Source organism: Achromobacter sp. NPDC058515 (assembly GCF_042721735.1).
Lineage (GTDB): Bacteria > Pseudomonadota > Gammaproteobacteria > Burkholderiales > Burkholderiaceae_B > Achromobacter.
Window position 1 is genome coordinate 74,723 of the sequence record NZ_JBHXNI010000005.1, and the last position, 24,717, is coordinate 99,439.

General features: G+C 64.1%; 22 protein-coding genes, 1 tRNA gene and 1 pseudogene. 11 read left to right on the top strand and 13 right to left on the bottom strand.

The genetic code is table 11. The features are described from left to right. The first annotated feature begins 141 nt into the window (after positions 1-141). Complete coding sequence (locus ACFWP0_RS11110) at positions 142-3,582, top strand: CheR family methyltransferase (RefSeq protein ID WP_377842336.1); 3,441 nt, start codon at positions 142-144, stop codon at positions 3,580-3,582. Continuing rightward, the gene (locus ACFWP0_RS11115) at positions 3,579-3,956 is read left to right on the top strand and encodes a response regulator (RefSeq protein WP_377841990.1); all 378 of its coding nucleotides are present in this window, start codon (positions 3,579-3,581) and stop codon (positions 3,954-3,956) included. Before ACFWP0_RS11110 ends, ACFWP0_RS11115 begins: the two co-directional genes overlap by 4 nt. Before the next feature lie 161 nt (positions 3,957-4,117). Here the strand turns inward: ACFWP0_RS11115 and ACFWP0_RS11120 are convergent, their stop codons facing one another. The 4 genes from ACFWP0_RS11120 to ACFWP0_RS11135 form a co-directional block, all read right to left on the bottom strand. Further along, on the bottom strand, positions 4,118-5,473 hold the full coding sequence (locus tag ACFWP0_RS11120) for a PQQ-dependent sugar dehydrogenase (RefSeq protein ID WP_377841992.1): 1,356 nt from the start codon (positions 5,471-5,473) through the stop codon (positions 4,118-4,120). Then, positions 5,470-5,898, bottom strand: a complete 429-nt coding sequence (locus tag ACFWP0_RS11125) for a DUF2231 domain-containing protein (RefSeq protein WP_377841994.1) — start codon at positions 5,896-5,898, stop codon at positions 5,470-5,472. Before ACFWP0_RS11125 ends, ACFWP0_RS11120 begins: the two co-directional genes overlap by 4 nt. A 353-nt stretch (positions 5,899-6,251) precedes the next feature. Then, a complete protein-coding gene (locus tag ACFWP0_RS11130; RefSeq protein ID WP_377841995.1) occupies positions 6,252-7,103 on the bottom strand; it encodes a c-type cytochrome in 852 nt (283 codons plus the stop codon). After that, positions 7,100-7,555: a c-type cytochrome gene (locus ACFWP0_RS11135; protein ID WP_377842338.1), complete on the bottom strand. Its 456-nt coding sequence runs from the start codon at positions 7,553-7,555 to the stop codon at positions 7,100-7,102. The genes ACFWP0_RS11130 and ACFWP0_RS11135 overlap by 4 nt, the downstream gene beginning before the upstream one ends. Positions 7,556-7,699: 144 nt before the next feature. On the opposite strand from ACFWP0_RS11135, the gene ACFWP0_RS11140 reads away from it, so the two are divergent. Genes ACFWP0_RS11140 through ACFWP0_RS11150 form a run of 3 tightly spaced genes read left to right on the top strand, consistent with a single transcriptional unit; the run spans position 7,700 to position 11,553 of the window. Beyond that, positions 7,700-8,659, top strand: coding sequence for a cytochrome c oxidase subunit II (locus tag ACFWP0_RS11140; RefSeq protein WP_377842340.1), 960 nt, complete (start codon positions 7,700-7,702; stop codon positions 8,657-8,659). Further along, entirely contained in the window at positions 8,656-11,202 is a 2,547-nt protein-coding gene (gene ctaD / locus ACFWP0_RS11145) for a cytochrome c oxidase subunit I (protein WP_377841997.1), read from the top strand. The genes ACFWP0_RS11140 and ctaD overlap by 4 nt, the downstream gene beginning before the upstream one ends. Before the next feature lie 27 nt (positions 11,203-11,229). Beyond that, on the top strand, positions 11,230-11,553 hold the full coding sequence (locus tag ACFWP0_RS11150) for a hypothetical protein (RefSeq protein WP_377841998.1): 324 nt from the start codon (positions 11,230-11,232) through the stop codon (positions 11,551-11,553). Between the two features lie 231 nt (positions 11,554-11,784). Here ACFWP0_RS11150 and ACFWP0_RS11155 read toward each other — a convergent pair whose 3' ends face one another. The 3 genes and pseudogenes from ACFWP0_RS11155 to ACFWP0_RS11165 all read right to left on the bottom strand — a co-directional run bounded on the left by ACFWP0_RS11155 (position 11,785) and on the right by ACFWP0_RS11165 (position 13,937). Next, positions 11,785-12,711 carry a symmetrical bis(5'-nucleosyl)-tetraphosphatase gene (locus ACFWP0_RS11155; protein WP_377841999.1) on the bottom strand — a complete coding sequence of 309 codons (927 nt, stop codon included), beginning with the start codon at positions 12,709-12,711 and terminating at the stop codon, positions 11,785-11,787. A gap of 570 nt (positions 12,712-13,281) precedes the next feature. Beyond that, a pseudogene (locus ACFWP0_RS11160) lies at positions 13,282-13,708 on the bottom strand (alcohol dehydrogenase catalytic domain-containing protein). Positions 13,709-13,727: 19 nt separating this feature from the next. Continuing rightward, positions 13,728-13,937: a hypothetical protein gene (locus ACFWP0_RS11165; protein WP_377842001.1), complete on the bottom strand. Its 210-nt coding sequence runs from the start codon at positions 13,935-13,937 to the stop codon at positions 13,728-13,730. A 119-nt stretch (positions 13,938-14,056) separates the two neighbouring features. On the opposite strand from ACFWP0_RS11165, the gene ACFWP0_RS11170 reads away from it, so the two are divergent. After that, positions 14,057-14,440, top strand: coding sequence for a hypothetical protein (locus tag ACFWP0_RS11170; RefSeq protein WP_377842003.1), 384 nt, complete (start codon positions 14,057-14,059; stop codon positions 14,438-14,440). 66 nt (positions 14,441-14,506) lie between these two features. Here ACFWP0_RS11170 and ACFWP0_RS11175 read toward each other — a convergent pair. Next, positions 14,507-14,581: transfer RNA gene (locus tag ACFWP0_RS11175), tRNA-Arg, on the bottom strand. Positions 14,582-14,812: 231 nt separating this feature from the next. Here ACFWP0_RS11175 and ACFWP0_RS11180 point away from each other — a divergent pair. Then, on the top strand, positions 14,813-15,712 hold the full coding sequence (locus ACFWP0_RS11180; protein ID WP_377842005.1) for a c-type cytochrome: 900 nt from the start codon (positions 14,813-14,815) through the stop codon (positions 15,710-15,712). Between the two features lie 68 nt (positions 15,713-15,780). On the opposite strand, the gene ACFWP0_RS11185 is transcribed toward ACFWP0_RS11180, so the two are convergent. From ACFWP0_RS11185 to ACFWP0_RS11200, 4 genes are all read right to left on the bottom strand, one after another. Next, entirely contained in the window at positions 15,781-17,304 is a 1,524-nt protein-coding gene (locus ACFWP0_RS11185) for a 3-hydroxyacyl-CoA dehydrogenase (protein ID WP_377842006.1), read from the bottom strand. Positions 17,305-17,336: 32 nt separating this feature from the next. Further along, positions 17,337-18,566, bottom strand: coding sequence for a CaiB/BaiF CoA transferase family protein (locus tag ACFWP0_RS11190; protein WP_377842008.1), 1,230 nt, complete (start codon positions 18,564-18,566; stop codon positions 17,337-17,339). Between the two features lie 204 nt (positions 18,567-18,770). Beyond that, positions 18,771-19,919 (bottom strand): acyl-CoA dehydrogenase family protein, encoded by a 1,149-nt coding sequence (locus tag ACFWP0_RS11195; protein WP_377842009.1) that lies wholly within the window; start codon positions 19,917-19,919, stop codon positions 18,771-18,773. Between the two features lie 52 nt (positions 19,920-19,971). Continuing rightward, on the bottom strand, positions 19,972-20,595 hold the full coding sequence (locus ACFWP0_RS11200) for a TetR/AcrR family transcriptional regulator (RefSeq protein ID WP_377842011.1): 624 nt from the start codon (positions 20,593-20,595) through the stop codon (positions 19,972-19,974). A gap of 151 nt (positions 20,596-20,746) precedes the next feature. Between ACFWP0_RS11200 and ACFWP0_RS11205 the strand changes: the two genes are divergently transcribed. Both ACFWP0_RS11205 and ACFWP0_RS11210 read left to right on the top strand, forming a co-directional pair. After that, positions 20,747-21,718, top strand: a complete 972-nt coding sequence (locus tag ACFWP0_RS11205; protein WP_377842012.1) for an NAD(P)H-dependent flavin oxidoreductase — start codon at positions 20,747-20,749, stop codon at positions 21,716-21,718. Then, the gene (locus ACFWP0_RS11210; protein WP_377842014.1) at positions 21,715-22,452 is read left to right on the top strand and encodes an enoyl-CoA hydratase-related protein; all 738 of its coding nucleotides are present in this window, start codon (positions 21,715-21,717) and stop codon (positions 22,450-22,452) included. The genes ACFWP0_RS11205 and ACFWP0_RS11210 overlap by 4 nt, the downstream gene beginning before the upstream one ends. A 9-nt stretch (positions 22,453-22,461) precedes the next feature. Here the strand turns inward: ACFWP0_RS11210 and ACFWP0_RS11215 are convergent, their stop codons facing one another. Then, a complete protein-coding gene (locus tag ACFWP0_RS11215; RefSeq protein WP_377842016.1) occupies positions 22,462-23,295 on the bottom strand; it encodes an enoyl-CoA hydratase/isomerase family protein in 834 nt (277 codons plus the stop codon). A 114-nt stretch (positions 23,296-23,409) separates the two neighbouring features. On the opposite strand from ACFWP0_RS11215, the gene ACFWP0_RS11220 reads away from it, so the two are divergent. Together ACFWP0_RS11220 and ACFWP0_RS11225 are read left to right on the top strand one after the other, a co-directional pair. Beyond that, complete coding sequence (locus tag ACFWP0_RS11220; RefSeq protein ID WP_377842018.1) at positions 23,410-24,270, top strand: NAD(P)H-hydrate dehydratase; 861 nt, start codon at positions 23,410-23,412, stop codon at positions 24,268-24,270. 120 nt (positions 24,271-24,390) lie between these two features. Further along, the gene (locus ACFWP0_RS11225; RefSeq protein ID WP_377842020.1) at positions 24,391-24,624 is read left to right on the top strand and encodes a hypothetical protein; all 234 of its coding nucleotides are present in this window, start codon (positions 24,391-24,393) and stop codon (positions 24,622-24,624) included. Positions 24,625-24,717: the final 93 nt, after the last annotated feature.

A 24,717-nucleotide genomic window follows, 5' to 3' on the forward strand; every position in this document is an offset into this window, starting at 1 on the left:
GGGGTTATCGTGGAACCCTAACCTTTGAATTGCTATGAATTAATGAGCACTGACCGAGTCCAATTTCCTTCCGAGCCCACCGCCCCGGCCCCCCGTGGCACCTCCAAGGACGCGGCAGTCCCCACCACGCTCGTCGTCGGAATGGGCGCCTCGGCGGGAGGACTTGACGCCTTCCGAGCGTTCTTCAGGACGATGCCGACCGATACTGGTATGAGCTTCGTGCTGGTGCAGCATCTGGACCCGGAGCGGGCCAGCGCCCTCCCCGAGATCATTGGTGCGTGCACCCCCATGCCTGTCACCTTGGCTAAGACGGGTGACGCCCTTGCCCCAAATCACGTCTTCGTCATTCCGCCCGATTCACTTATGACACTGTCAGAAGGAGTTCTGCAAGTCGTGCGGGCTCCCTCGGCCACGGCGCGCCGTGCCTCCGTTAACGCTTTTCTGGTTTCGCTGGCCGAAGACCAAGGGGAGAAAGCGGTAGGTATTATTTTGTCCGGATTTGGAAGCGACGGCGCACGCGGCGTAGAGGCCATCCGTGAACATGGGGGCCTGACACTGGCGCAGGCGGAGTTCGACCACTCGCCCAAGACGGGCATGCCGCAGAGTGCGGCATTGGGTGGATTTGTTGATCATGTACTGCCGGTCGAACAAATGCCGGCAGCCTTGCTAGAGCATTGGGCGTATCGACTCAAAGTACACAGTTCAAAAGGTCCGGACGGTGTACACAAAGATGTCGCCCACCAACTGGGGGCGATCTGCGCGGTTCTAAATAGCCGCCTTGGTCGCGACTTCAGCCAATACAAAAGCAACACGATGATGCGCAGGATTCAGCGCCGTATGCAAGTGCTGCAATCGGAGAGTGTGACTGATTATGTTGAGCAACTGCGCCAACGCCCCGACGAGCCTGAGTTGCTGTTTCGCGAAGTGCTTATCCGCGTAACGCGATTTTTCCGCGATAGTGGTGCATTTGCGTCGCTCGCCGACAAGATCCCCGGGATTTTGACGTCCGACGAGGGCCAGGACACTCGAGTTTGGGTTGCGGGATGTGCAACAGGGGAAGAGGCATACACGTTGGCCATCCTCTTCAAGGAAGCCATGTCGCGCGCCGACCGTCCCCGAAAAGTGCAGATATTCGCAAGTGACATTGATGACAAGGCCTTGGAGATTGCGAGGGATGGCTTCTACGGGGCCTCTATCGCGGCCGACATTCCCGCGCCCTTGCTAGACAGGTATTTTGTCAGGGAGAACGACGGTTATCGCGTTGCGAAGGACATACGTGAGATGTGCCTTTTTTCTACACACGATCTTGTAAAGGACCCTCCGTTCTCCCGACTTAGCCTAATTTCATGCCGAAATCTCATGATTTACTTCGCGCCGGCGCTGCAAAAGCGGGCCATGGCAATGTTCCACTATGCGCTGCGTCCGCACGGTCTCCTGTTCCTTGGTACTTCCGAAGCCATTACGACTCACAGTACGCTGTTTTCCGCGATCGATAAGAAACACCGGATATTTGGGCGCAGGGCAGTACCTACCCAGCTGCCGCTCTCATCAGCGGCTCCATCGATAGCTACCCGCCCAAAGGGCGCACAATCTACGCACGACCTTGAAATCGATCCGCAAGTCGCGCGGATAATGTCGAAGTACACACCCGCATTCGTTGTCATCGATAGTCGCCAGAATATTCTTCGTCTTTCCGGCCAAATCGGGAAGTATCTGGTCCCGAGTGACGGCGCCATGAGCATGAATTTTCTCACTCTAGCGCACGTCGACCTGCGGGCGCCCCTGCGCGCTGCCATTAAACAGGTCACGTCCACCCAGCGGAGTGTCATCTCCGAGGGCATTGTGCTCGAGGTCGGCGGGCGTGCCGAAGCCGTGACTGTGGCCGTCGAACCGCTGGACAATCGCCCAGGATTTGCCAGCGACGGTCTGGTCGTGGTTGCCTTTCGGGACCACGGACCAGCTCGCACCGTGGAACAAGGTGACAACGACGAAGCCGCGCGCATAGAACTCGCTAATGCCCGCGAGCATCTGCAGACGCTCACCGAGCTGCTCGAGACCTCGAATGAGGAACTCCAATCCTCGAATGAGGAATATCAGTCGGTGAACGAGGAGCTGCAATCCACCAACGAAGAACTGGAGACGTCCAAGGAGGAGCTGCAGTCAATCAACGAGGAGTTGACGACACTGAATTCTGAATTGAATGCCCGTAATGACTCTCTGGTTGAACTAAACAGCGATTTGACCAACCTTATCGACAGTACGTCGATCGCCACGCTTTTTCTTGATAGTGACCTACGAATCCGACGATTCACTCCAGCCGTGCTCAGTATCTTCCGCGTCCGCGAGGGTGATCAGGGCCGTCCTATAAACGATATCGTCTCGCGATTGGCCGAGGACGGACTACACAGTGATGCCGCCCAGGTGCTTCGCACCCTTCTTCCTGTTCAGCGCGAGGTTGGATTGGCAACCGGTGATAGGTCGTTCCAGATGGATATTCGTCCCTACCGCGGCGTGAACAAGGTCATCAGCGGCGTTGTTATCACATTCGTAGACATCACCGACCGCGAAAGGGCCGAAAGGGCTCGTGCCAGCCTCGCGGCGATCATCGATTCTTCCGATGATGCGATCATTGGGCACGACCTGGACGGCGTCATCACAAGTTGGAACATCGCCGCCGAGAAGATGTTCGGATATAGCGAGCATGAGGCGCTAAACCGGAATATCACCTTTCTCGCGCCACCAGGTGAACGTGAGCATGAACACGAACTTCTCGAACGGGTGCGTCGAGGCGCGCGCGTCGAACACTACGAGACTATGCGTTTGCGGAAGGATTTGCGGCCGGTCGAAGTTTCGCAGAGCCTGTCACCCGTACGCAATAGCATGGGCACCATCATGGGCGCCGCGCGGATCGTACGTGAACTTACGAAAAGTCGGCAAGCCGATAGGGAAAAGTCCCTGCTTTTGCGCGAACTCGACCACCGGGTCAAGAACATCCTGGCGACAGTCTCGTCGATAGTTAACCAGACCCTGAAAACCGCCGCGACGCCGGAAGATTTTGCCGCCAGCCTGGAAGGGCGCATTATGGCGCTCGCCAGGGCACACAATTTGCTCACCCAAGACGGCTCTGGCGCGGGCGGGCTAGAGACGATCGTCCAGACGGAGCTTGCACCCTACCATGATGACGCAGGGCGGGTGACGTTGGCGGGCCCCCCAGTCATTCTTACGCCCAAGGCTGGCCTTGCGCTTGCAATGGCTATCCACGAGCTGGCCACCAATGCTGCGAAGTATGGAGCACTTTCCACGAGCGATGGCCGGCTGACCGTATGCTGGCAAGTCGTAACGTGCGCGGAGGGACCAAGCCTGCGAATTGACTGGCGGGAGGAAGGAGGGCCTGCGATTAAATCGCCGCCCAAGCCTGGCTTTGGAACCACTTTGATCGAACGCGTCCTTGCTTTTGAGTTTGACGCGAAGGTGGAGAGATCTTTTGCCCACGAAGGCCTAACGTGTGTCTTCGATCTACCTTGGTCGCATGAAGTTGGATATTTGGCGCCATGGCCCAACACATCTGAGGGGGCTTCATGAATGACCATGTGCTGGAAGGCCTTCGCGTATTGGTTGTCGAGGACGAAGCCTTAATCGCGCTTTTTCTCGAAGAAGGGTTACTTGCTGCCGGCTGCGAGGTCGTCGGCCCGGTGAGCAAGCTGGATGCCGCAGTCAAACTTGCCGAAGACGAGCAGCTGGACGCGGCAATTCTTGACGTGACTGTCCGCGGCGGCAGCGTTTTCCCGGTCGCCAAGATACTGATGGAGCGAGGAATACCATTCACGTTCGCAACTGGCTACGGCGAATGGGCGTTACCCGACGCGTTTCGTGGCAAACCGGTGCTGAAGAAGCCTTTTACTTTCGCGGAGCTTGAACGAGCTCTGCAGACCGCGATGGCGCCTCCACCTCGATGATGGACGGTGAAGGGCCCATTGAGGTAGACCTGACCGATCGGGTATGGTTGCCAACGTGACGACCGTCGAACAGCCTCTATAGCTCTCTGGCACCGGACACGCGCAGCATGAGGCGGCCTCGTCTTGAGGTTTACGTGAGATTCTTCATCCCAATGAAGTCGCTATCTGCCCCGCGCAGGCGGGGAAGACTCCGAGAGCTGCGTGGTCGCGGCCGGCTGTGATGACAGTCGGGTTTGCGTCGGCGTTATGCGCCAAATCGTATTGGAAAGATCATCAGCGACGATGAGCGCGCCGTTTGGGTCAACAGTCACACCCACTGGACGGCCGCGGGTTGTGCCATCGCTATCGCGAAATCCGGTTACGAAATCTATGGGCGGGCCGGACGGTCGCCCGTCCCGAAATGGAACGAAGACTACTTTGTAGCCGACCGGATCCTTGCGATTCCAGCTGCCGTGTTCACCAACGAAAACCCCATCCGCGAACTGGCCACCTATCGCTTCGCTCGAGAAGTCGACGCCTAGTGCCGCGACGTGGGACCCCAGACTGTAATCGGGCTTGATCGACGCAGCGACCTTTTCTGGGTCTTGTGGCCGGACGCGCTCGTCTACGTTTTGCCCCCAATAGCTGTATGGCCAGCCGTAGAAGGCGCCTTCCTGGACTGCAGTCAGATAGTCGGGAACTAGATCCGGACCGATCTCATCGCGTTCATTCACCACCGCCCACAACTGGCCCGTATCCGGCTGGATGGTGAGTGCGGTGGGATTTCGCAACCCCGTGGCGTACGCTTTGTATTCGCCGGTGCGGGCATTGACTCGCCAGATGCGGGCGCGGTCGGCTTCCACTGCCATTCCGCGTTCCGTGATGTTGCTGTTGGAGCCGATCCCTACGTACAGATACTGTCCATCGGCACTAGCGGTCATTGCCTTGGTCCAATGATGGTTGATTTCCGACGGCAGGGGCGTCACCGTTTCTGGCGGACCATTCGCCTTAGTTTGCCCTGGCTGATAGTCGAATCGCACTAAGGCGTCTTGATTGGCAACATAGAGATTGTTGCCCACCAAAGCGAGGCCATACGGCGCATTAAGATTGTCCGCGAAAGTCGAGGCCTCGTAGGTGCCGTCGCCGTCGGCGTCGCGCAGCAGAGTCAGGCGGTTGCCACCCTTTACCGGGCTGGTGCCCCTGGCCTTAATAATGCCGGCGATCACGTCTTTGGGCTTGAGTTTGGGAGCGTTGCCGCCGCGGCCCTCTGCCACCAGGATGTCGCCATTGGGCAATATCAGCGTCTGTCGCGGGATTTTCAGGCCGGTGGCGATGGCGGTGATCGTATAACCCTCTGGCACGGTCGGCGCCCTGCCCCCCCACGCCGCGGGTTTTGCAATCACCATGTCGGGCAGCAGCCCCGTTTCCGGCTTGGGCAGCTCGGGCTCGGGTCCGACCCGCGAAGGTCCGGCTTGGCCGGCGCATACCCCCGTCACTGCGGCCAGCGCTCCAACAGCAAGCAATCGAAGGTATTTCATACGGCGCCTCTTATATGCGGGGTGCGAAAGCCCAGCCATATGGCCGCGCAGGAAAACACCACAACAACGATCGACAAAGCCAAGCCGGCAGGCATGCTTGCCCACGCATCGCGGGCATGTATCAGGGCATTGAAAATTCCCACGATCCATGCCACCAGCAATACCAGCGCATACGGAATGACTCCGCGCGTGCGCTGACGAGCCCGGAAGAGGTCGATGACGGCGAAGATCAGCGCAATGCCGCCAAAAATGAGACCGCCGACCAGAAGCCACGAGGCGAAATTACTCCACTGGATGTCAAAAGACTTCGAATAGGCGAAATCGGCGAGCGCTGCGCCGAGAAACAGGGGAAGCATCCCAGCCAGAAACACCGCCGGCACCGGGTGCACGGTTAGACCATGCCGATGTTCAATGATTTGGGCCACTTTTGATCGCTCCTTGTAGCGGACTGGTGCGCGGGCGCAGCAAGCATCGTGCCAGAGCGAGGACGATGACGACTCCGATTCCCGTGACGCACTGGGGAACGCAGAGGTGTTGGGAGTAAAAACTACCTGCGCTCCTGTTTTTACGCTCTGCACGGCATTGGCGTGAGGGCGCTTCAGTTCGAAATGTCTGGCGAAGTGTGGAGCCGCCGCGTTGCTGCGGCGGACAACACGGGCGCGGAGCTATTGCGGGCGTTCGAAAACAGCGCGCAGGCAGTGCAGGAGGCCGCGCACCGCGCCCAGTGGGTCCGAGGAGCCTATTCAGCTGGGGAGCTGGCGACTTTGAGTGAAACGATTTAGCGGTCGCGCTTGGACAGGGTATACAGAAACGCGGCAATATCCCGAGCGTCCTGCTCGGACACCCCCAAGTCCGGCATAACCGTCCCCTGTTTTACAGCACCGGGCGCGCGCAGCCATCGTTGTAGGTTTTCAGGCGTATTAGCCATCGCACCGGCAATGTACGGACGGTCGGCCATGCCGGCCAATGAAGGCCCGACATGATTCCAGGCGCCAGTCACGCCGGGGATCGTATGGCACGTAACGCATAGATATTGATGAAGGGCAGCCTTGCCCGCCACGGAATCCCCGAGACGAAGCGAATCGGGCGGCGCGTGGTCCGTCGAGGCGGGGGGCTGTCCGTCATCCATGTGCTGGTAGTCCGCCGGAGATAGCGTGGGTAGCACGCGCATGAAGGCCACGACGTCCCAGATCTGGTCATCCGTCAGCCGATACCGCCAAGCGGGCATGCCAGTCATCTTGATGCCCTGTCGCGTGATCCAGAAAATGTCGGATGCCGGGCGCGCCCGGGCGGTCGCAACAAGTGCGGCCGGTGCGGGATTCAGGCCCAGTGCGTAAGGTTGCGGCGCAACACCCGGGGCGCCGTGACATTGCACACAGTGCGTGCTGTACAGGCGCGCCCCGTTCTGGATCCGCTCCTCGCCGTTCAGTTCCGGAACTTGCACATCGGCTGACCGCAGCTTGACCGAGCGCGCCAGCGCGGTATCCATCAGGTGATAGACCACCGCTCTGTGGGGGGAGGTTGCGCTGACGTCATACCAGCCGAAGTAGACGATCGCAACGCACAATATTCCGGCGATTGCGCCCGAGGCAGCGATGGCCAACGCCGCAATACGCCCGGCGCGCATCATGGCGTCCTCTTGCTCACGTCATCGCGCGACAGCAGGAAGGCGGCGATGTCCTCGGCGTCCGCGGTCTGCAGGCCCGTTGCGGGCATTGCGGTGCGGGGATTGATTGCGGGAGGGTCTAGCAGCCAGCGCACAAGATTGTCCGTCGTGTTGGGCAGCACACCTGCCACGTAAGCCTGCCGCCATAGCTTATGCAGCGGAGGCCCGACGTTGGACGCCGGCCCCCTTACGCCGGAGACAATGTGGCAGGCAATGCATCCGCGCTCGGCGATTAGCCGGGCCCCACGTGCCGGGTCCGCCTCGGCGCGCTTTCCGGCCGCCAGCGCCGGCGGTGAGAGCGGCGGACGACCGTCCCCGCACGCGCAAGTCACGAGCAACGCAACGAGAATCAGCAACAGGCGGGTGGGGTGTGCGATCCGGCGCAAGGGGCTGCCTCCGTGAATGGCGCGGGGCACCCGCAATTTTCGTTCCGCGGTACCCGGATTGCGCAGGACGGGAACACCATATGCTGAGGCGCCGCAGCCATCGTAGAACTTTTCTCAGTCTACCCATACGGCTGAACGGCCCCTATACATAATATGCCGCCTCTCTTTTTCTTGGTGTTTACCACCACGATGCCTGCCGCAGTGTGGGCGCAACCCCGGTCCGGCATGCCGCCGAGTGGGGAGGAGGCTGGCCAGATCGCCGAACTCGGCTGGGTGCTTTTTCTCGGCGGCGCCGGCATCTTCTTGACGGTGGCGGTGATGACGGCCATGGCCATGCACGCGCCTGGGCGTGTGCGCCGCATATTGGCGAAGCCTGCACTGATAGTGGCGTCCGGCATCGTCTTCCCCGTCCTTGCACTGACGACGCTGCTACTTTATGTTCTGTCCCCCGCTCACCTGACCGCGCACGACGGCGCAACGCCGGCGGTGCGCATCGAAGTCACCGGCGAATTATGGTGGTGGCGCGTCCGCTATCTGGACCCGTCCGGAACTCCCCTGTTCGAAACCGCGAACGATATCCGCCTTCCCACCGGACGGCCGGTGGAATTCCTGCTGCTGTCCGAAAATGTGATTCATAGCTTCTGGATCCCCGACCTGGCCGGCAAACTGGACATGATTCCCGGCCGGGTGAACCGCCTGCGCGTGCTGGCGCGCACGCCGGGTACTTTTTTGGGGCAATGCGCGGAGTACTGCGGGGCGCAGCATGCCCAGATGAGGTTCGACGTGCAGGCGCTGGCGCCGGAGGATTTTGACGAGTGGTTGCGGCGGCAACGCCAACCCGCCAGCTTGGCCGGACCCGAACTTCGGCAGGGTGAACAGCTGTTCCAGCGCGCGTGCGCGCAATGCCATTCCGTGCGGGGAACGCCGGCCAAGGGCACGCTGGGGCCTGACCTGACCCATCTGGGCAGCCGTCCGTCGCTGGCGGCCGGCGTACTGCCCAATAACGTGGGCGCGCTGGCCGGATGGATTGCCGGCGGCCAACATATCAAACCAGGCAACGGCATGCCTGCCTTCGATCAATGGCCGGGCGAAGACCTGCGCGCCGTGGCTCGCTACATGGAAAGCCTGAAGTGACCGCCGAGAACACCACGCCCGACGCGCCCCGACGGCTTCCGAATCCGCTACCGCGCCCAGCTGAGGAATTCGAACAGCTCAAGCTCGCGTGGCGGCGCCCCACGGGGTTCAGGGCCATCACGGTCGTCAACAACACCTCCATCGGCTTGCTTTATATCGGCACGGCGTTGCTGTTCTTCTTGTTGGCAGGCATCCTGGCGTTGCTGATGCGCACCCAGCTGGCGACGCCGGACAGCGATCTCATCGGACACGCGCTCTACAACCAGCTGTTCACCATGCACGGCACGGTCATGATGTTCCTCTTTGCTGTGCCGGCGGTCGAAGCGGTGGCCGTGCTGCTGTTGCCCAACATGCTGGGCGCGCGCGATTTGCCGTTTCCGCGGCTATCGGCCTACGCGTACTGGGCCTACGCAATCGGTGGCCTAGTCTTTTTCTGCAGCATCTTCGTGGGCCTGGCACCCGACGGCGGCTGGTTTATGTACCCGCCGCTGACTGGCGCCCGGTATTCACCAGCTGTGAATGCCGATTTGTGGCTGCTAGGCATCGGATTCATCGAAATCTCGGCGATCGCCGGCGCGATCGAACTTGCGGTCGGCATCCTGCGTACGCGCGCTCCGGGCATGACCCTGGAAAAGATGCCATTGTTCGCATGGGTGATGCTGGTGTTCTGCGGTATGGTAATCATCGCGTTTCCGGCCGTCATCGTGGCCACCGCGCTCCTCGAACTGGAACGCGCCTTCGACATGCCGTTCTTCATTGCCGAGCGGGGCGGCGACCCGTTGCTGTGGCAACATCTCTTCTGGTTCTTCGGCCATCCCGAGGTCTACATCATTTTCCTGCCGGCCGCCGGCATGGTGTCGATGATCATCCCCGCCATGACGGGCACGCCCCTGGTCGGCTATCGCCTGGTGGTCCTGGCGGTGGTCTCGACCGGCTTTCTCAGTTTCGGCCTGTGGGTGCACCACATGTTCGCGACGGGAATCCCACGGCTTTCCCTTAGCTTCGCGTCGGCCGCGAGCATGGCGGTCTCGGTGCCGACGGCCATCCAGATATTCGCCTGGATCGCCACCATCGCCGCCGCCGACCGGCTGCGGCCACTGAAGACCCCAATGCTCTTCATCCTGGGATTTTTCTTCGTGTTCGTCATCGGCGGACTTACCGGCGTTATGGTCGCGGTCATCCCCTTTGACCTCCAGGCGCACGATACCTACTTCGTCGTCGCTCACCTTCACTACGTGCTGTTCGGCGGAATGGTGTTTCCCCTGTTCGCGGCGTTTTATTACTGGATGCCATTTGTCAGCAGGCGCACCTTGTCGGAACGGATGGGACGCTGGGCATTCTGGCTGATGTTCGTCGGCTTCAACGTGGCCTTTTTCCCAATGCACTTCACCGGCCTGGCCGGCATGCCGCGCCGGGTCTACACCTACGCGGAGAGCCAGGGCCTGGGATCTCTGAATATGGTGTCGACGGTGGGCGCATACCTTATCGCCGCCGGGGTTCTGATATTCCTGGTCGACGTTGCGCGCAACTTCAGGCCCGACGCCGATAAGAATGCCGGCAATATCTGGCGCGCGGGCACCCTGGAATGGCTGCCCAGCGGCAGCCATGGCCTGCGCAGCGTGCCTGCGGTGACCGGCCGCGAACCTTTGTGGACCCAGCCGGGTCTCGCGCAGGAAGTGGAAGCCGGGGGCCACTTCCTGCCCAGCGCTCCGGGCGGACTGCGTTCGACGCTGGTGACCACCGCGCTCGACGCCCGTCCCGACTACGTTCTGGTACTTCCGGGGCCGGCATGGTCGCCGTTCCTGGCCGCCCTGGGCACGGCCGGCTTCTTCCTGCTCCTCACCTTCAAACTGCTGCCGCTTGCCGCCACATTCGGCATGCTGGCACTGGCCGCGCTATGGCGCTGGTTGTGGGACGCGGACACGGGGCCGGACTATCCATCGGTGGATATTGGCGGCGGCCTGCGCATTCCGATGATGTGTTCGGGCAGCGCCTCCCATGCGTCCTGGGCCATGGTCCTGCTGGTCATTGTCTGCGCCAGTATTTTCGGCTCATTAGTCTTCAGTTACCTGTTCCTGTGGACCACAAATCCTGAGGCATGGCCGAAAGCCAGTGGACTGCCCCCCCCGGCCTGGCAGGTGCTGTCCGCCTGTCTGCTGCTGGGCGCGGTCGCGTTGGCGGCTGGCGCCGGACGCCGCCTGGGGCAGGTCGGCCAGCCGTTCTTGAGGTGGAGCATGCCTACGGCCATCGTCCTGCTGTTGGCATCGGCGGGCGTGGAGCTCAACGCACACTGGCAATCCGGCCTGAGGCCACAGGCGTCCGCCTATGCGGCCGCCGTATACGCGATGGCCGGACTGCAGGCCGCTTTTGCGGCGCTGGCTGGCGTCATGGGGGTGTTCACCGTCGCGCGCTCCCTGGCAGGCACGCTGACCACTACGCGGCGCGCCGCTTTTGACACCACGATGTTGATGTGGCGGTACACCGCTGCCCAGGGTCTCGCCGCGCTGGCGCTGCTTCATGTCTTTCCACGGCTGACGGGTTAGGCCATGAAACCGCGGTTTGGGATCGAATTGCTGTTCCTCATCGCCGGCCCCACCATCTGGCTGGCGCATTACCTGTTCATTTACACCGTTAATGCGCTGGCTTGTGCCCGGTCGGCCTTGGCGAGCCAATGGATGGGGCTTCCCGCCTCGTCATGGATTATCCTCGCCGGCGGCGCGCTGGCATTGGCCGGCATGGCGGGAGCCACATGGCGTCAGCGCCTGCGCCAACGCCCGCCCGCGTCCAGCACGGCCACATTCTATGCATGGCTCACGACCGCGTTGTGCCTGCTGTCGGCCCTGGCGGTCATTTGGGAGACGCTGCCCCTCTTCCTGATGCCGCCGTGCCTGTAGGGATGCAGCCAATATTGCAGGATGGAGTTACCTGCTCGACCGCACCATGTATCACTTTCCCGTGCTGCGACGGATTCTTGAACCGCAACGCGTCTGTCTGGTGCGGGACGGCCGCCTGATCGTGGCCGGATTGAAACGCGAACATATCAGCCGGGGCGAATTGATGGAGCAATTCGCGCCGCAGGGGCGGATCACTATGATGATCCTATGGCCGCCGCCCCTAGTCCTAGCCTAACGGCTACCAGCCTGAAACGACCAGGCGCGACGAAACTCGGACCCGGCCCCATCGCGCCGAATCGGCGCAGCCACCGGGGTCTCGGAAGGCGATATGAGGGGCTCGCGACCAACTTGAAGCAGCTTCCGATCGCTCAGTCTCAGGGCCGTCAGCACACCGCCCGTCACGCAACCGGTGTCCACGCAGGTGACGTCCGAACGCACCAGCAACCCCAACGTCGCCCAATGTCCAAAAATGATAGGCGTGCTGCCGACAAGCCTGCCTGGCACATCGAACCAGGGCAGCGTGCCGCGTGGCCAGCAACCCGGCGTGTTATTAGCGGTAGGCGCCAACTCACCGGTGCGCGTGCACAGGCGCATGCGGGTAAAGGCGCTGACGATAAATCTGGTCCGGTGCTCCCATTGCAATTTGTCCCGCCATGCCAACACCGCCGGTCCATTGAACGTGCGCATGTGATGCCGCCATTGGTCGTCTCTCAGCAGGGTTTCGACTTCACCCGCGAGCGAGATCGCGGTGGCCGCGTCCCAATGGGGGAAAATGCCGGCGTGGGCCAGAATGTGACCTGCCTCGGCATGCATCAAGGGGCGGTGGCGCAACCAGTCCATCAGAATTTTCGCGTCAGGCGCGTCGATTAGATCCTTCAATGTGTCGCGCTTACCCAGCCGCATACAACCGGCCGCGATGCCTAGCGCCCGCAAGTCGTGATTGCCCAGGACCACGGTGGCGCGATCACCCAGGGCCATGACGCGCCGCAACGTAGCGGCGGATTCGGGCCCCCGGTTAACTAGGTCGCCCACGAACCACAACCGGCATTCCGGATCGTCCGCGATTTCCGGACGGGACAGCAACGCGTCTAGCGATGCGCAACAACCATGCACATCGCCGACGACCCAGATCGAGGGAGCTCCGGGCGCATCGGCCATGGCCGCTGCGCTTCCTGCCGCAGCGTCAGGGCTTGCTTCGCGCGTCGGCTCCCCACTTTCGCGGACTCTGGTGGTCTTGACCGGTTCCGATCTGCGCGACATGGCCTTCCCTCTTCGTTCGGTTCTACTTCCCGCCGTGACTTGCCTAAACTTCATGCGCGGTATCGTCGGACGGCGGATTGGGTTGTCCTGCTTTCAGCTTCATGGCACGACTCTCCCTGGACAGCGCGGTATGCAGAGCCAATCCAGCAAACGCCATGCCCGGCATCCAGTGCGGAGAGCCGAGCCCACAATGCGGTAAGCGCGCGATGGCGGAGACAGGGGCAGCAGAATCTTCAATATCAGGCTCCCTTTCCGCTGGCCGGCTAGCTCTTGCCGGTCATCGTACGGGCCCGTATCAGCGCATCCACGATCGTCCGGTATGCGGCGTCCCTGCCTTCAGGATTCGGGCTTCTTAACGCAAATGATGGGTGATACGCGGCCAACACATGGCGACCACCACTCTTCAGGATCTTGCCCAGCGAGCCCCTCAGCGTGTACTTGAACCAGTGGCAGGAATCTTCACCAGGTTCACGTGGCGTATGGCACGCGCGCCAATTCGGCCTGTAGGCCTTGAAACGGTCCCGTGGCTTGCGGTCCGCCATAAAACGCGGTGCCGGCCTCGCAACCGTTGGGATTGGCGTTGTCACACTGTGCGCGATAGCCGGCCCGGCAATAGGCGCAGTAGCCGCAGGCGATCGTCGACGGGATCACCACGCGATCGCCGACATACAAATTGCGCCCCCCGGCCCAGTTGCTCGACGACTCCCACGCCCTCATGACCCAGAATCGTCCCCGGTTGCATGGCCTCGACTGTGCCCCGAACAAAGTGCAGGTCGGTGCCGCAGATCGCGCTGGCAGTCAGCCGCACGATGGCATCACGGTCATCCTGCAGTTCGGGGTCGGCAACCGGGTCAAGGCGGATGTCGCCGACACCATGGAATACGACAGCTTTCATTGTTGGCCCCTCAATCGGTTCAGGACCGGTTGTCCACCGGCGGAGCGCCTGGCGTAGCCCGGCCCGGGTCCCATACGTCCTTGGGGTCCATGCCGGGCGGAATTTGACGCCCAGCCCCAGTCCGGTTCGGGTCCGCCGGACGGTCGGATAGCGTGCGCTCGCCCTCGGGCACGGGCTTGTGCTGGGCATCTTCCGGGGTGTCTTGATGCGAATGGGGCTTGGTGCTCATGACGGCGTCCTCGTTCTTCTACAGCAGCGCGACCGGCGCAGCGGCGGTACCGGGCCGCCAGCAAGTCGTGTGCCAGAAAATGCTGTGAGAACACGCTAAACAACTACTGGCGTCCGGTATTGAACGACCGTGAGATCCGCGAAGTCACCTACGAGGACCTAGTCCTTGAGATCTCGGAACTTCCACCGCTGGCCGCTAAGACCTTCAACAATGCCATGACGCCTCTTCGCGGCATCTGGACGATCGCGCTCAAGAGACCACTGCGGGAGTTAGGCGTGCGGGAGCGCGATGCACGGCAAACACGCCGCACATATGCCACGATGGGCCTCCAGGCGGAGATGAACCCTGGGTATCTGTCCAGACAGATGGGCCACAAAAATGCCAAGATGTTCTTCGAGGTCTGTTCGAAGTGGATCGACGGCGCGGCCAAACCAGCGAGAGAAAGACAAGATGCGGCGGCTTGTCGCCCAGCATCGCCCAACGGTGCCTTTGGGGCCTTCTGAGCCAGTCCCGAAGTAGCCATTTTGGGCCCAGCGTGGACCCAAATTACTACTACGTTTTTGATTCTGTGGTGCGCCCGACAGGAATCGAACCTGTATCAAGAGCTTCGGAAACTCTCATTCTATCCATTGAACTACGGGCGCAGCGCAAGGAGGCGGTATTGTACCTAGTTTTCCACGATATGCATGAAGTGGATCAAATCTTGCGCCAAACTCATCGAAAACCCCTTCCGTTGCATTGGACTCGCGTCCATGACACCGTTATATAATCCAGCGTTTGCTTGCAGGCGGGCATGGTTTGCCGCCGACTTGTGCAGTACTGATTTTCTGTTGCCGCCGCCAGGCGCCCCCGGTACCCGTTAGCAGGATTTGGTCATGAGCAACGAGCAGGAACACATAGAAGAGCACTCCTCCCCCATCAAGACCCCGAAGCAATTGATCGTCACGATCGTCCTGGCTTTCGTGGTTCCCATCGCCATCATCATCCTTCTGGTGAACATGGTGGTCTCGGGCACCAAGGTAGGGGCCGGTTCGGACGCGCTGTCCGGCGAGGCCGTCGCCAGGCGCATTGCCCCGGTTGCAGGATTCGAGCTTGTCGACGCCAACGCCCCCCGGGTCTTCAAGACCGGCGAGCAGGTCTTCGCCGCCGTCTGTACGGCCTGTCACACCGCCGGCGTCGCTGGCGCACCCAAGATGGGCGACAACGCCGCCTGGGCTCCGTTCATCAAGGCCGGCTACGACACCATGCTGAACGTGGCGCTGCACGGCAAGGGCGGCATGCCCGCCAAGGGCGGCAACCCCACGCTGTCCGATTTTGAAGTTGCGCGCGCCGTGGTCTACATGGCCAACAAGTCCGGCGCATCGCTGCCTGAACCCGCCGCCCCGGCCGAGGAAGGCGCCAAGAAGGAAGCGGACGCGGCTCCCGCCGCCGCGCCTGTTGCCGCCGTCGCTCCTGCTGCTCCCGCCGCGCCGGCGCCCGCCGCCGCGGCCCCTGCCCCGGCATCTCCGGCCCCGCAGCAGACCGCCGCCGTCAACCCGGCCGGCGAGAAGCTCTACAAGAGCGTCTGTTTCGCCTGCCACGCCACCGGTGTGGCCAATGCCCCCAAGTTCGGCGACAAGGCCGCCTGGGAGCCCTTCATCAAGACCGGCATGGACGCCATGGTGCAGGTCGCCATGCAAGGCAAGCCGCCGATGCCCCCGAAGGGCGGCGCGGCCAACGCCTCGGAAGAAGACATCCGCGCGGCCGTGCAATACATGGTGGACGCCGCCAAGTAAGTCCCGGCAACGTCCGCAAGGAAAAAGCCCCTTGACGCATCAAGGGGCTTTTTTTCGCCGTAGTTTTATCAGTCCGCCGACGACTTCACCAGGGACATGCCCAGCTGCACGCGGCGCTGCAGCCACAGGCTGGGGCGGTAGCGGGGGTCGCCCGTCACGCGCTGCATGCTCTTCAGGATTTCCAGGATGCGGTCGGCGCCCAGCTTGTCGCCCAGGGCCAGCGGGCCCACCGGATAGCCCAGGCCCAGCGTCACGGCCAAGTCGATGTCTTCCGGCGTGGCGATCTGCTGCTGCGCGATGTCGCTGGCGATGTTGACGATGGTCGCCACGATGCGCTGCGCGATGAAGCCCGGCGAATCCTCGATCACCGTGACCGGCACGCCGTCGGCGGCCAGCAGCGCATGCGCCGCGTCGCGCCATTTGGCTTCGGTCGCGGGCGACGCCATGATGGTGCGGCGCTTGGCGGCGTCGAAGGCGTAGAGCGTGTCCAGGCCCACCGTGCGGGCCGCATTCAGGCCTTGGGCGGACACCGTCGTGGACACGTCTTCACCGAACGGCGTGACGATGATCAGCGCATCGGCATCGGGCGAGGCGCCCGAGACCAGCCTGGCGCCCAGCTTTTCGATCAGCGCCGAGGCGCGCGCATAGCCTTCCGCATGCTTGGGGCTGACCCAGACCTTCAGCCCTTCCGGCAGCGCCGGCACGGGCGCTTCGGCCGGCGCCTGCTTCTGGCCGTCGGCGTAGGCGTAGAAGCCTTCGCCGGCCTTGCGGCCGATCAGGCCGCCCGCCAGGCGCACGGTCGTGATGGGCGACGGGCGAAAGCGCGGCTCGTCGAAGAACTGGCGATAGATGGATTCCATGACCGGGTGCGACACGTCCAGCGCGGTCAGGTCCAGAAGCTCGAACGGGCCCATGCGGAATCCGGCCTGCTCGCGCATGACGGCGTCCACCTGGGCGAAGGTGGCCACGGCCTCCTGCGCCACGCGCAGGCCTTCGGTATTCATGCCTCGGCCGGCGTGGTTGACGATGAAGCCGGGCATGTCCTTGGCGCGCACGGGCGTGTGGCCCATGCGGCGGGCCAGGTCGGCCAGCGCATCGCCCACCTCGGGCGCGCTGCGCAGGCCGTCGATGACCTCCACCACCTTCATCAGCGCCACGGGATTGAAGAAGTGGTAGCCGGCCACGCGCTGCGGACGCTTGCAGGCGGCCGCGATGGCGGTAATGGACAGGGACGACGTGTTCGACGCCAGGATGCAGTCCTCTGACACCACGCCTTCCAGCGCCGCGAACAGGTCGCGCTTGACGTCCAGCCGCTCGACGATCGCCTCCACCACGAGCTGGCACTTCGACATGTCGGTCAGCGCGGTGGCGGACTCCACGCGCTCCAGCGCGGCTTGCGCGTCGGCGGTGGTCAGCTTGCCCTTCTGGGCCAGCTTTTCCCAGGTCTGGCGCAGCGACTCGCGCGCGGCCGCCACGGCGTCGGGGCTGGTGTCGTACAAGCGCACGCGCAATCCGGCTTGCGCCGCGATCTGCGCAATGCCGCGCCCCATGGCCCCGGCGCCCACGACGCCGATGGTTTGAATCTCCGTCATCAACTATCTCCTGCCTGTATTGGGATGGTTCTTCAGGACCGGCTTTGCGCCAGCGCCTGGATTTCTTCGGCCGACAGCCCCAGCTTTTCGGACAGCACCTGCTCGGTGTGCTCGCCCAGCATGGGCGGCGGACGGCGGTATTCGACCGGGCTGCCGGAGAATTTCAGCGGGCTGGCCGCCATTGGCACCGTGCCGGCCGCGGGATGGGGCAGCTCGCGCTTCATGCCGCGGGCCAGGACCTGCGGGTCTTCGTAGACCTGGTCCAGCGTGTTGATGGGACCCGCCGGCACGCCCACGGCTTCCAGGGCGGCAAGCCAGTGGTCGCGCGCGCCCGTGGCCATGCGCTCGGCCAGCAGCGGCACCAGCTCCTCGCGGTTCTTCACGCGCTGCGGATTGGTGGAGAAGCGCGGGTCCGCCGACAGCTCGGGCAGGCCGATCGCGCCGCAGTAGTTGCGGAACTGGCTGTCGTTGCCGACCGCCACGATCAGGTGGCCGTCGCTGGCCGCGAACACCTGGTACGGGACCAGGTTCTGGTGCGCGTTGCCGGCGCGCAGGGGAGCCACGCCGGAGGTCATGAAATTCAGGTTCTGGTTGGCCAGCATCGCGACCTGGCAATCCAGCAGGGCCATGTCGATGTGCTGGCCCAGGCCGCTCTGGGCGCGCTCGAGCAGCGCCGCCAGGATGCCGACCGTGGAATACATGCCGGTCATCAGGTCGGCCACGGCCACGCCCGCCTTTTGCGGACCGCCGCCGGGCAGGTCGTCGCGTTCGCCGGTGATGCTCATCAGGCCGCCCATGCCCTGGATCATGAAGTCATAGCCGGGGCGGCTGGCGTACGGGCCCGTCTGGCCGAAGCCGGTGATCGAGCAATAGATCAGGCGCGGGTTGATTTCCTTCAGGCTCTCGTAGTCCAGGCCGTACTTGGAAAGTCCGCCTACCTTGAAGTTCTCGACCAGGATGTCGCTCTGCAGGGCCAGTTCGCGCACCAGCTCGGCGCCGCGCGGCGACGCGATGTCCAGCGCCACCGACATCTTGTTGCGGTTGGCCGACAGGTAGTACGCCGCTTCGGTGCTGTCGTGGCCCGCTTCGTCCTTCAGGTACGGAGGGCCCCAGGCGCGCGTATCGTCGCCCGCGCCGGGCCTTTCGATCTTGATCACCTCGGCGCCGAGGTCGGCCAGGTTCTGGGTGCACCAGGGGCCCGCCAGCACGCGGGTCAGGTCCAGCACGCGTATGCCGGTAAGGGGAGCGGGACGTTGCGACATCTGTGATCTTTTCGCTAGAAGAGAAATGAAAACGTCCGGCCTGCGAGCAGGCGCAAGCCAGACTGGAATTCCGTCATGCCGTCGGCCCTGGGGCCGCTGGCGCGTCATGCCCGGGCGCGCCGCTGGGGCGCGTCCGGGTCACCAATCGTCAAACAGGATATTAGCCTTTTGAACGCTATCGCCGGTTTTCCGGCGCCCGAAAGATCAGGAATGCGCCTTGATGGTCTCGCGCGCGATCACCAGCTGCTGGATCTGCGAGGTGCCTTCGAAGATGCGGAAGAGGCGCACGTCGCGGTAGAAGCGCTCGACAGCGTACTCGGACATGTAGCCCGCGCCGCCGTGGATCTGGACCGCGCGGTCGGCCACGCGGCCCACCATTTCGGTCGAGAAGAGCTTGCAGCAGGCGGCCTGCATCGTGGTGTTCTCTCCGCGGTCGCGCATGCGGGCGGCGTCGAGCACCATGCAGCGCGCGGCGTAGAGCTCGGCCTGGCTGTCGGCGATCATGGCCTGGATCAGCTGGAACTCGGCGATGGGCTGGCCGAACTGCTTGCGCTCGGTGGCGTACTTGACGGCATCGCTCAACAGGCGGTCGGCGATGCCCACGCACAGGGCCGAGATATGCAGGCGGCCTTTGTCCAGCACGCGCATGGACGTGCGGAACCCGTTGCCTTCTTCGCCGCCCAGCAGCGCGCTGGCGGGAACGCGGCAGTTGTCGAACACGACGTCGCTGGTCAGGGCGCCGGCCTGGCCCATTTTCTTGTCGGGCTTGCCGATGATGAGGCCCGGCGTGCCCGCTTCGACCAGGAAGCACGAAATCGAGTTGGCGCGGCGTTCCGGCGCGGTGCGGGCCATGACCGAGAACAGGCCGGCGACCGGCGCGTTGGTGATGTAGCGCTTGGTGCCGTTGAGCACGTAGCTGTCGCCGTCGCGCTCGGCGGACAGGCGCAGCGCCATGGCGTCGGAGCCGGCGTCGGGCTCGGTCAGCGCGAAGGAGCCGATGAGCTCGCCGCTGGCCAGCTTGGGCAGATAGCGGGCGCGCTGCTCGTCGGTGCCGGCCAGAACGATGGCTTGCGAGCCAATGCCGATGTTGGTGCCGGCCAGCGAGCGGAACGCGGGCGAGGTCTGCCCCAGCTCGAACACGACGCGCACCTCTTCTTCCATGGTCAGTCCCAGGCCGCCGAAGTCGGGCGAGATCGACAGGCCGAACAGGCCCAGTTCGCGCATTTCGTTGACGATATCGGGCGGCACCTGGCCGCTTGAGGCCAGTTCGTCTTCGGCGGGGATCAGGCGTTCGTGCACGAAGCGGCGCACGGCGTCCAGCAGCAGGGTCAGGGTTTCGGTGTCGAGGGCCATGATGGGAGTCTCACTAGTCGGATGCAGGTCGGGTTTCAAGTGGGCGGCGCGTTCAGGCGCGCATGCCGCCCACCAGCAGATCGAAGTAGCCGGCGGCGATGGTTTCGGCGCTGTCGCCCTGGCCCGGCTTGTACCAGCGCACCATCCAGTTCAGCATGGACAGCACCGCGCGGCCGGTGGCGGCCACGTCCAGCGGACGGAACGCGCCCTCGGCCACGCCTTGGGCGATCACTTCGCGCAGGCGCTTCTCGTAGCCGTCGCGCAGCCGGGCGGCGTCTTCGCGCTCGGGCAGCGCCATGCCGGAATAGCCGATCAGCATGGTCACGAATTCCGCGTGGTGCTGCTCGAAATAGCGGGCGTGGCCCACCATGAACGCGCGCAGCCGCGCCGCGCCGCCGTCGGCGCCGGCCACATCCCGGCCGACCGTCTGCGTCAGCCCGTTCAGCGCTTCCAGGATGATGGCGTCGTAGATATCTTGCTTGGTGGGGTAGTAGTGATAGATGGCCGCCTTGGACGCCCCGATGGCGGCGGCCAGGTCCGACACGGAACTGCCGTCGTAGCCGCTGCGGGCGAAGAGCTTGGCGGCTTCTTCCAGGATGCGCTCGCGCGGGGCCTCCAGAATGGGAGGCCGGCCGGCGCGGGCGCGTTTCTGGGCGGGAGGGGCGGAGGTCGCCATGACAGCCTTTGCGTAGGGCTGCGCCGGACGCTGCCGGGGTTCGAGCGAACCTCCATTGACAGCGGTTCGGCGCATGCCGTTAAATAAAGATTAATTAATTACCGGACGGTCGGTAGGTAATTATATACCCTAAATCCAACGCGAAGACGCCATGCCCCACTCTCTCGTGACTGATTTATATGGCCAGATGTCCTTGCCGGTCATCAGCGCCCCCATGTTCATCGTTTCCAACCCGAAGCTGGTGATCGCCCAGTGCACGAGCGGCATCGTGGGATCGTTCCCCGCCCTCAACGCGCGCCCGCAAAGCCTGCTGACCGACTGGCTGGACGAAATCCAGGCCGGCCTGGCCTCCCACCGCGAGGCCAACCCCGGCGCCACCGTCGCGCCGTTTGCCGTCAACCAGATCATCCACCAATCCAACGACCGCCTGGAGCAGGACCTGGCGGTGTGCGCCAGCCACCGCGTGCCGCTGATCATCACCAGCCTGCGCGCCCCCGGCGACCTGGTCAAAGGCGTGCACGACTGGGGCGGCAAGGTGTTCCACGACGTGACCACCATCCGCCACGCGGAAAAGGCGCTGGAAGCCGGCGTGGACGGACTGATCCTGGTGTGCGCCGGCGCGGGCGGCCATGCCGGCACGCTCAGCCCCTTTGCGCTGATCTCCGAAGTGCGCCGCTTCTACGACGGCCCGCTGATCCTGTCGGGCGCCATCACCTCGGGCGCCCACGTGCTTGCGGCGCTGGCCATGGGCGCGGACTTCGCCTACATGGGCACGCGCTTCATCGCCAGCGAGGAAGCCAACGCCAGCGAGGGCTACAAGTCCGCCATCGTCGATGCCAGCGCCTCGGACATCCTGTACACGCCGTTCTTCACCGGCATCCCGGGCAACTACCTGAAGGCCAGCATTGCCGCCGCGGGGCTGGATCCGGCCAACCTCCCGCAGCCGGACAGCGGCGCGTCCAATTTCGGCTCATCCCGCGTCAAGCCCTGGAAAGACATCTGGGGCGCGGGCCAGGGCGTGGGCGGCATCGCCAGCGTGGAGCCGGCCAGCAAGATCGTCGACACACTGCGCCGCGAATACGCCGAAGCGAAGGCCCAACTGGCCGGCAGGTCCTACGCATGAGCGCGGGCCTGAGGGTCGCGCGCGATGGCGCCGTGCTGACGCTGGTCATCGACCGCCAGGAATGCCGCAATGCGCTGGACACGGCCACCTACGCCGCGCTGGCCGAGCAGATTTCGCTGGCCAGCGCCGACCAGGCGGTGTCCGCCGTCATCCTGGCCGGAGCGGGCGAGCATTTCACGGCCGGCAACGACTTGCGCGACTTCCAGGCCGAACGCGGCGCGGGCGACAGCGCAGGAATGTCCTTCCTGCGGGCACTGTCGACAGCGGAGGCGCCGGTCATCGCGGCGGTCGAGGGCTACGCCATCGGCATCGGCGTGACCCTGCTCCAGCATTGCGATTTCGTCCATATCGGCGAAGGCGCCACCTTGCGCATGCCGTTCGTGGCGCTCGGCCTGTGCCCGGAAGGCGCGTCCAGCCTGCTGATGCCGCGCCTGTTCGGGCGCCGCGCGGCCGAGTGGCTGCTGCAGGGCAAGGCGTTTTCCGCCCAGGACGCGCATGCGGCCGGGCTGGCTACCTCGGTCACGCCCAAGGGCCAGGCGCTTGCGGCCGCCCAGGCCACCGCCGCCGACCTGGCGCGCCAGCCCCCCGCGGCGCTGCGCCTGGCCAAGGCCATGATGAAGCGCGCGGATCGCCAAGCCATCCAGGAAACGCTGGACTACGAATGCCAGCAGTTCCGCGCCCGCCTGCAGACCGAAGAAGCGCAGGCGGCGTTCGCGAAGTTCTTCAAGAAATAGCGCAACGCCTCAGAACGGCGAGTCGGGCCGGAAATTCGGCGCCCGGCGTTCGCGCAGGGACTGGATCCCTTCGCGAACGTCCGGGCCGCCAAAGCCCATGAATTCCAGGGCCAGCGACGTATCGAAAGTCGGCCCCGCCATGCGCAGCCAGTTGTTCAGCGAATACTTGGTCCAGCGGATGGCCGTCTGCGAGCCCGCCGCCAGCTTGTTGGCCACCTCGAACGCCTTGGCGATCAGCTCGGCCTCGTCCACGCACAGGGACACCAGGCCGATGCGCTCGGCTTCCTCGCCGGAGACGGTTTCGCACAGCATCAGGTAGTACTTGGCCTTGGCCATGCCGCACAAGAGCGGCCAGACGATCGCGGCGTGGTCGCCCGCCGTGACGCCCAGGCGGGTATGGCCGTCGATGATCCGCGCGTCGCGCGCCGCGATCGAGATGTCGGCCAGCAGGCCGGCCACCAGCCCCGCGCCCACCGCCGCGCCATGCATGGCGGACACGATGGGCTTGCTGCAATTGATGATGTTGTAGACCAGGTCGCGGGCCTCGCGCCAGACCCGCGTGCGCACGTCGAAGTCGTCGGCCATCTGCTGCACCAGCTCCAGGTCGCCGCCGCCCGAGAAGCCCTTGCCCTCGCCGCGTATCACCACCACCCGGGTATCCGGGTCGGTATCGATGTCGCGCCAGATGTCGGCCAGTTCGCGGTGCATGCGGTCGTCCGCCGTGGACAGCTTGCCGGGCTGGCCGCCCTTGGTCCCCATGATCAGTTCGAGCACGCCGCCGGGATGCCGGCGCAGCTTCAGGGATTCATAGGCTGAATAGTGTTCCAGCGTGATGTCAGTCATTGTCTACTCCGCGTTGTCTTATACGTTGGGATCGGCCAAAGGCCCGCGCATTTTTGCGCACTATAGTGGATGCACCCGCCCGCGCCATGCCGATTCCCCGAGGAGCCTCAGCCAATGAACACCCCCGCCCCGCACGCCGACGCCGCCATTGACCGGGCCACGTTGCCCGCCCTGTTCGCCCCGCGCCAGCCGGACACGCACAAGGGCAGTTTCGGCACCGTCGGCGTGGTGGGCGGCGGCCCCGGCATGACGGGCGCCGCCCTGCTCGCGGCCCGGGCGGCCCTCAAAACCGGCGCCGGCAAGGTGCTGGTGGGCTTTGCCCAGGAGGCCTGCCCCCTGGCCTGCGACCCCATCCAGCCCGAACTGATGCTGCGCGACTTCCGCTCGCTGCTGGGCGACGACCCCGGCGTCACCGCCTGGGCCGCCGGCTGCGGCATCGGCACCAGTGCGCTCGCGGCCAACGCGCTGTCTGAATTGTTCGTGCTGCGGCGCGAAGCGCCCCTGGTGCTGGACGCCGACGGCCTCAACCTGCTGGCCAGGGGCGACATCCGCCCCAACTGGGGCGCCGGCCCCGTGGTGCTGACCCCGCATCCGGCCGAGGCCGGCCGCCTGCTGGGCGTCAGCACGGCGCAGGTGCAGGGCGACCGGCCGGGCGCCGCCTGGCAGTTGGCGCAGCGCTACAAGGCCTGGGTCGTCCTCAAGGGCGCAGGCACGGTGGTCTGCGCCCCCGACGGCGGCTTGCAGGTCAATACCAGCGGCAACCCCGGACTGGCCACGGCCGGAACCGGCGACGTGCTGGCGGGCATGCTGGCCTCGCTGATCGCCCAGAAGCTGCCGCTGGAACAGGCCGTGCCGGGGGCCGTCTGGCTGCACGGCGCCGCCGCCGACGCGCTGGTTGCGCGGGGCATCGGCCCGATCGGCCTGACGGCCGGAGAACTCGCGGATGCCGCCCGCATCCTGCGCAACGGGGGCTAAATACCTGAGAAATAAACATTTTTACAACATACTAGGGTTTTCCCTAAAACAGGCATTGCTTTTGTTTTAGGGTTATCCCTATAATGGTTTACCCCAAGACGAAACGGACTGGAGAAAACCATGAGCGAACTGACCTTGAACCACACTGCCCGCCTGACCGACGCGCTGGAGCGCGACCTGCTCCGCGGCGCCCTCGAGAATCAGCCGAATTCCCACCCGCTGACCAACCTGAAGAAGGCTGGCCAATCCGTAGTCGCAGCCGTTGCCGCCGTGTTTGCCTTCATCGACGAAGTGAATGATTCGATGAACAAGGCACGTGCCGCCAGCTCGCGCTTCTCCGGATCGCAGTGGTAAGACCAGCCGCGCTGGACTGAATCGCGACCGATCTCCCGCGATTGAGCCCGGCGCGCTGCCGTTGCAGCGCCCGCTCGGCCCTCCCCGAGCGCC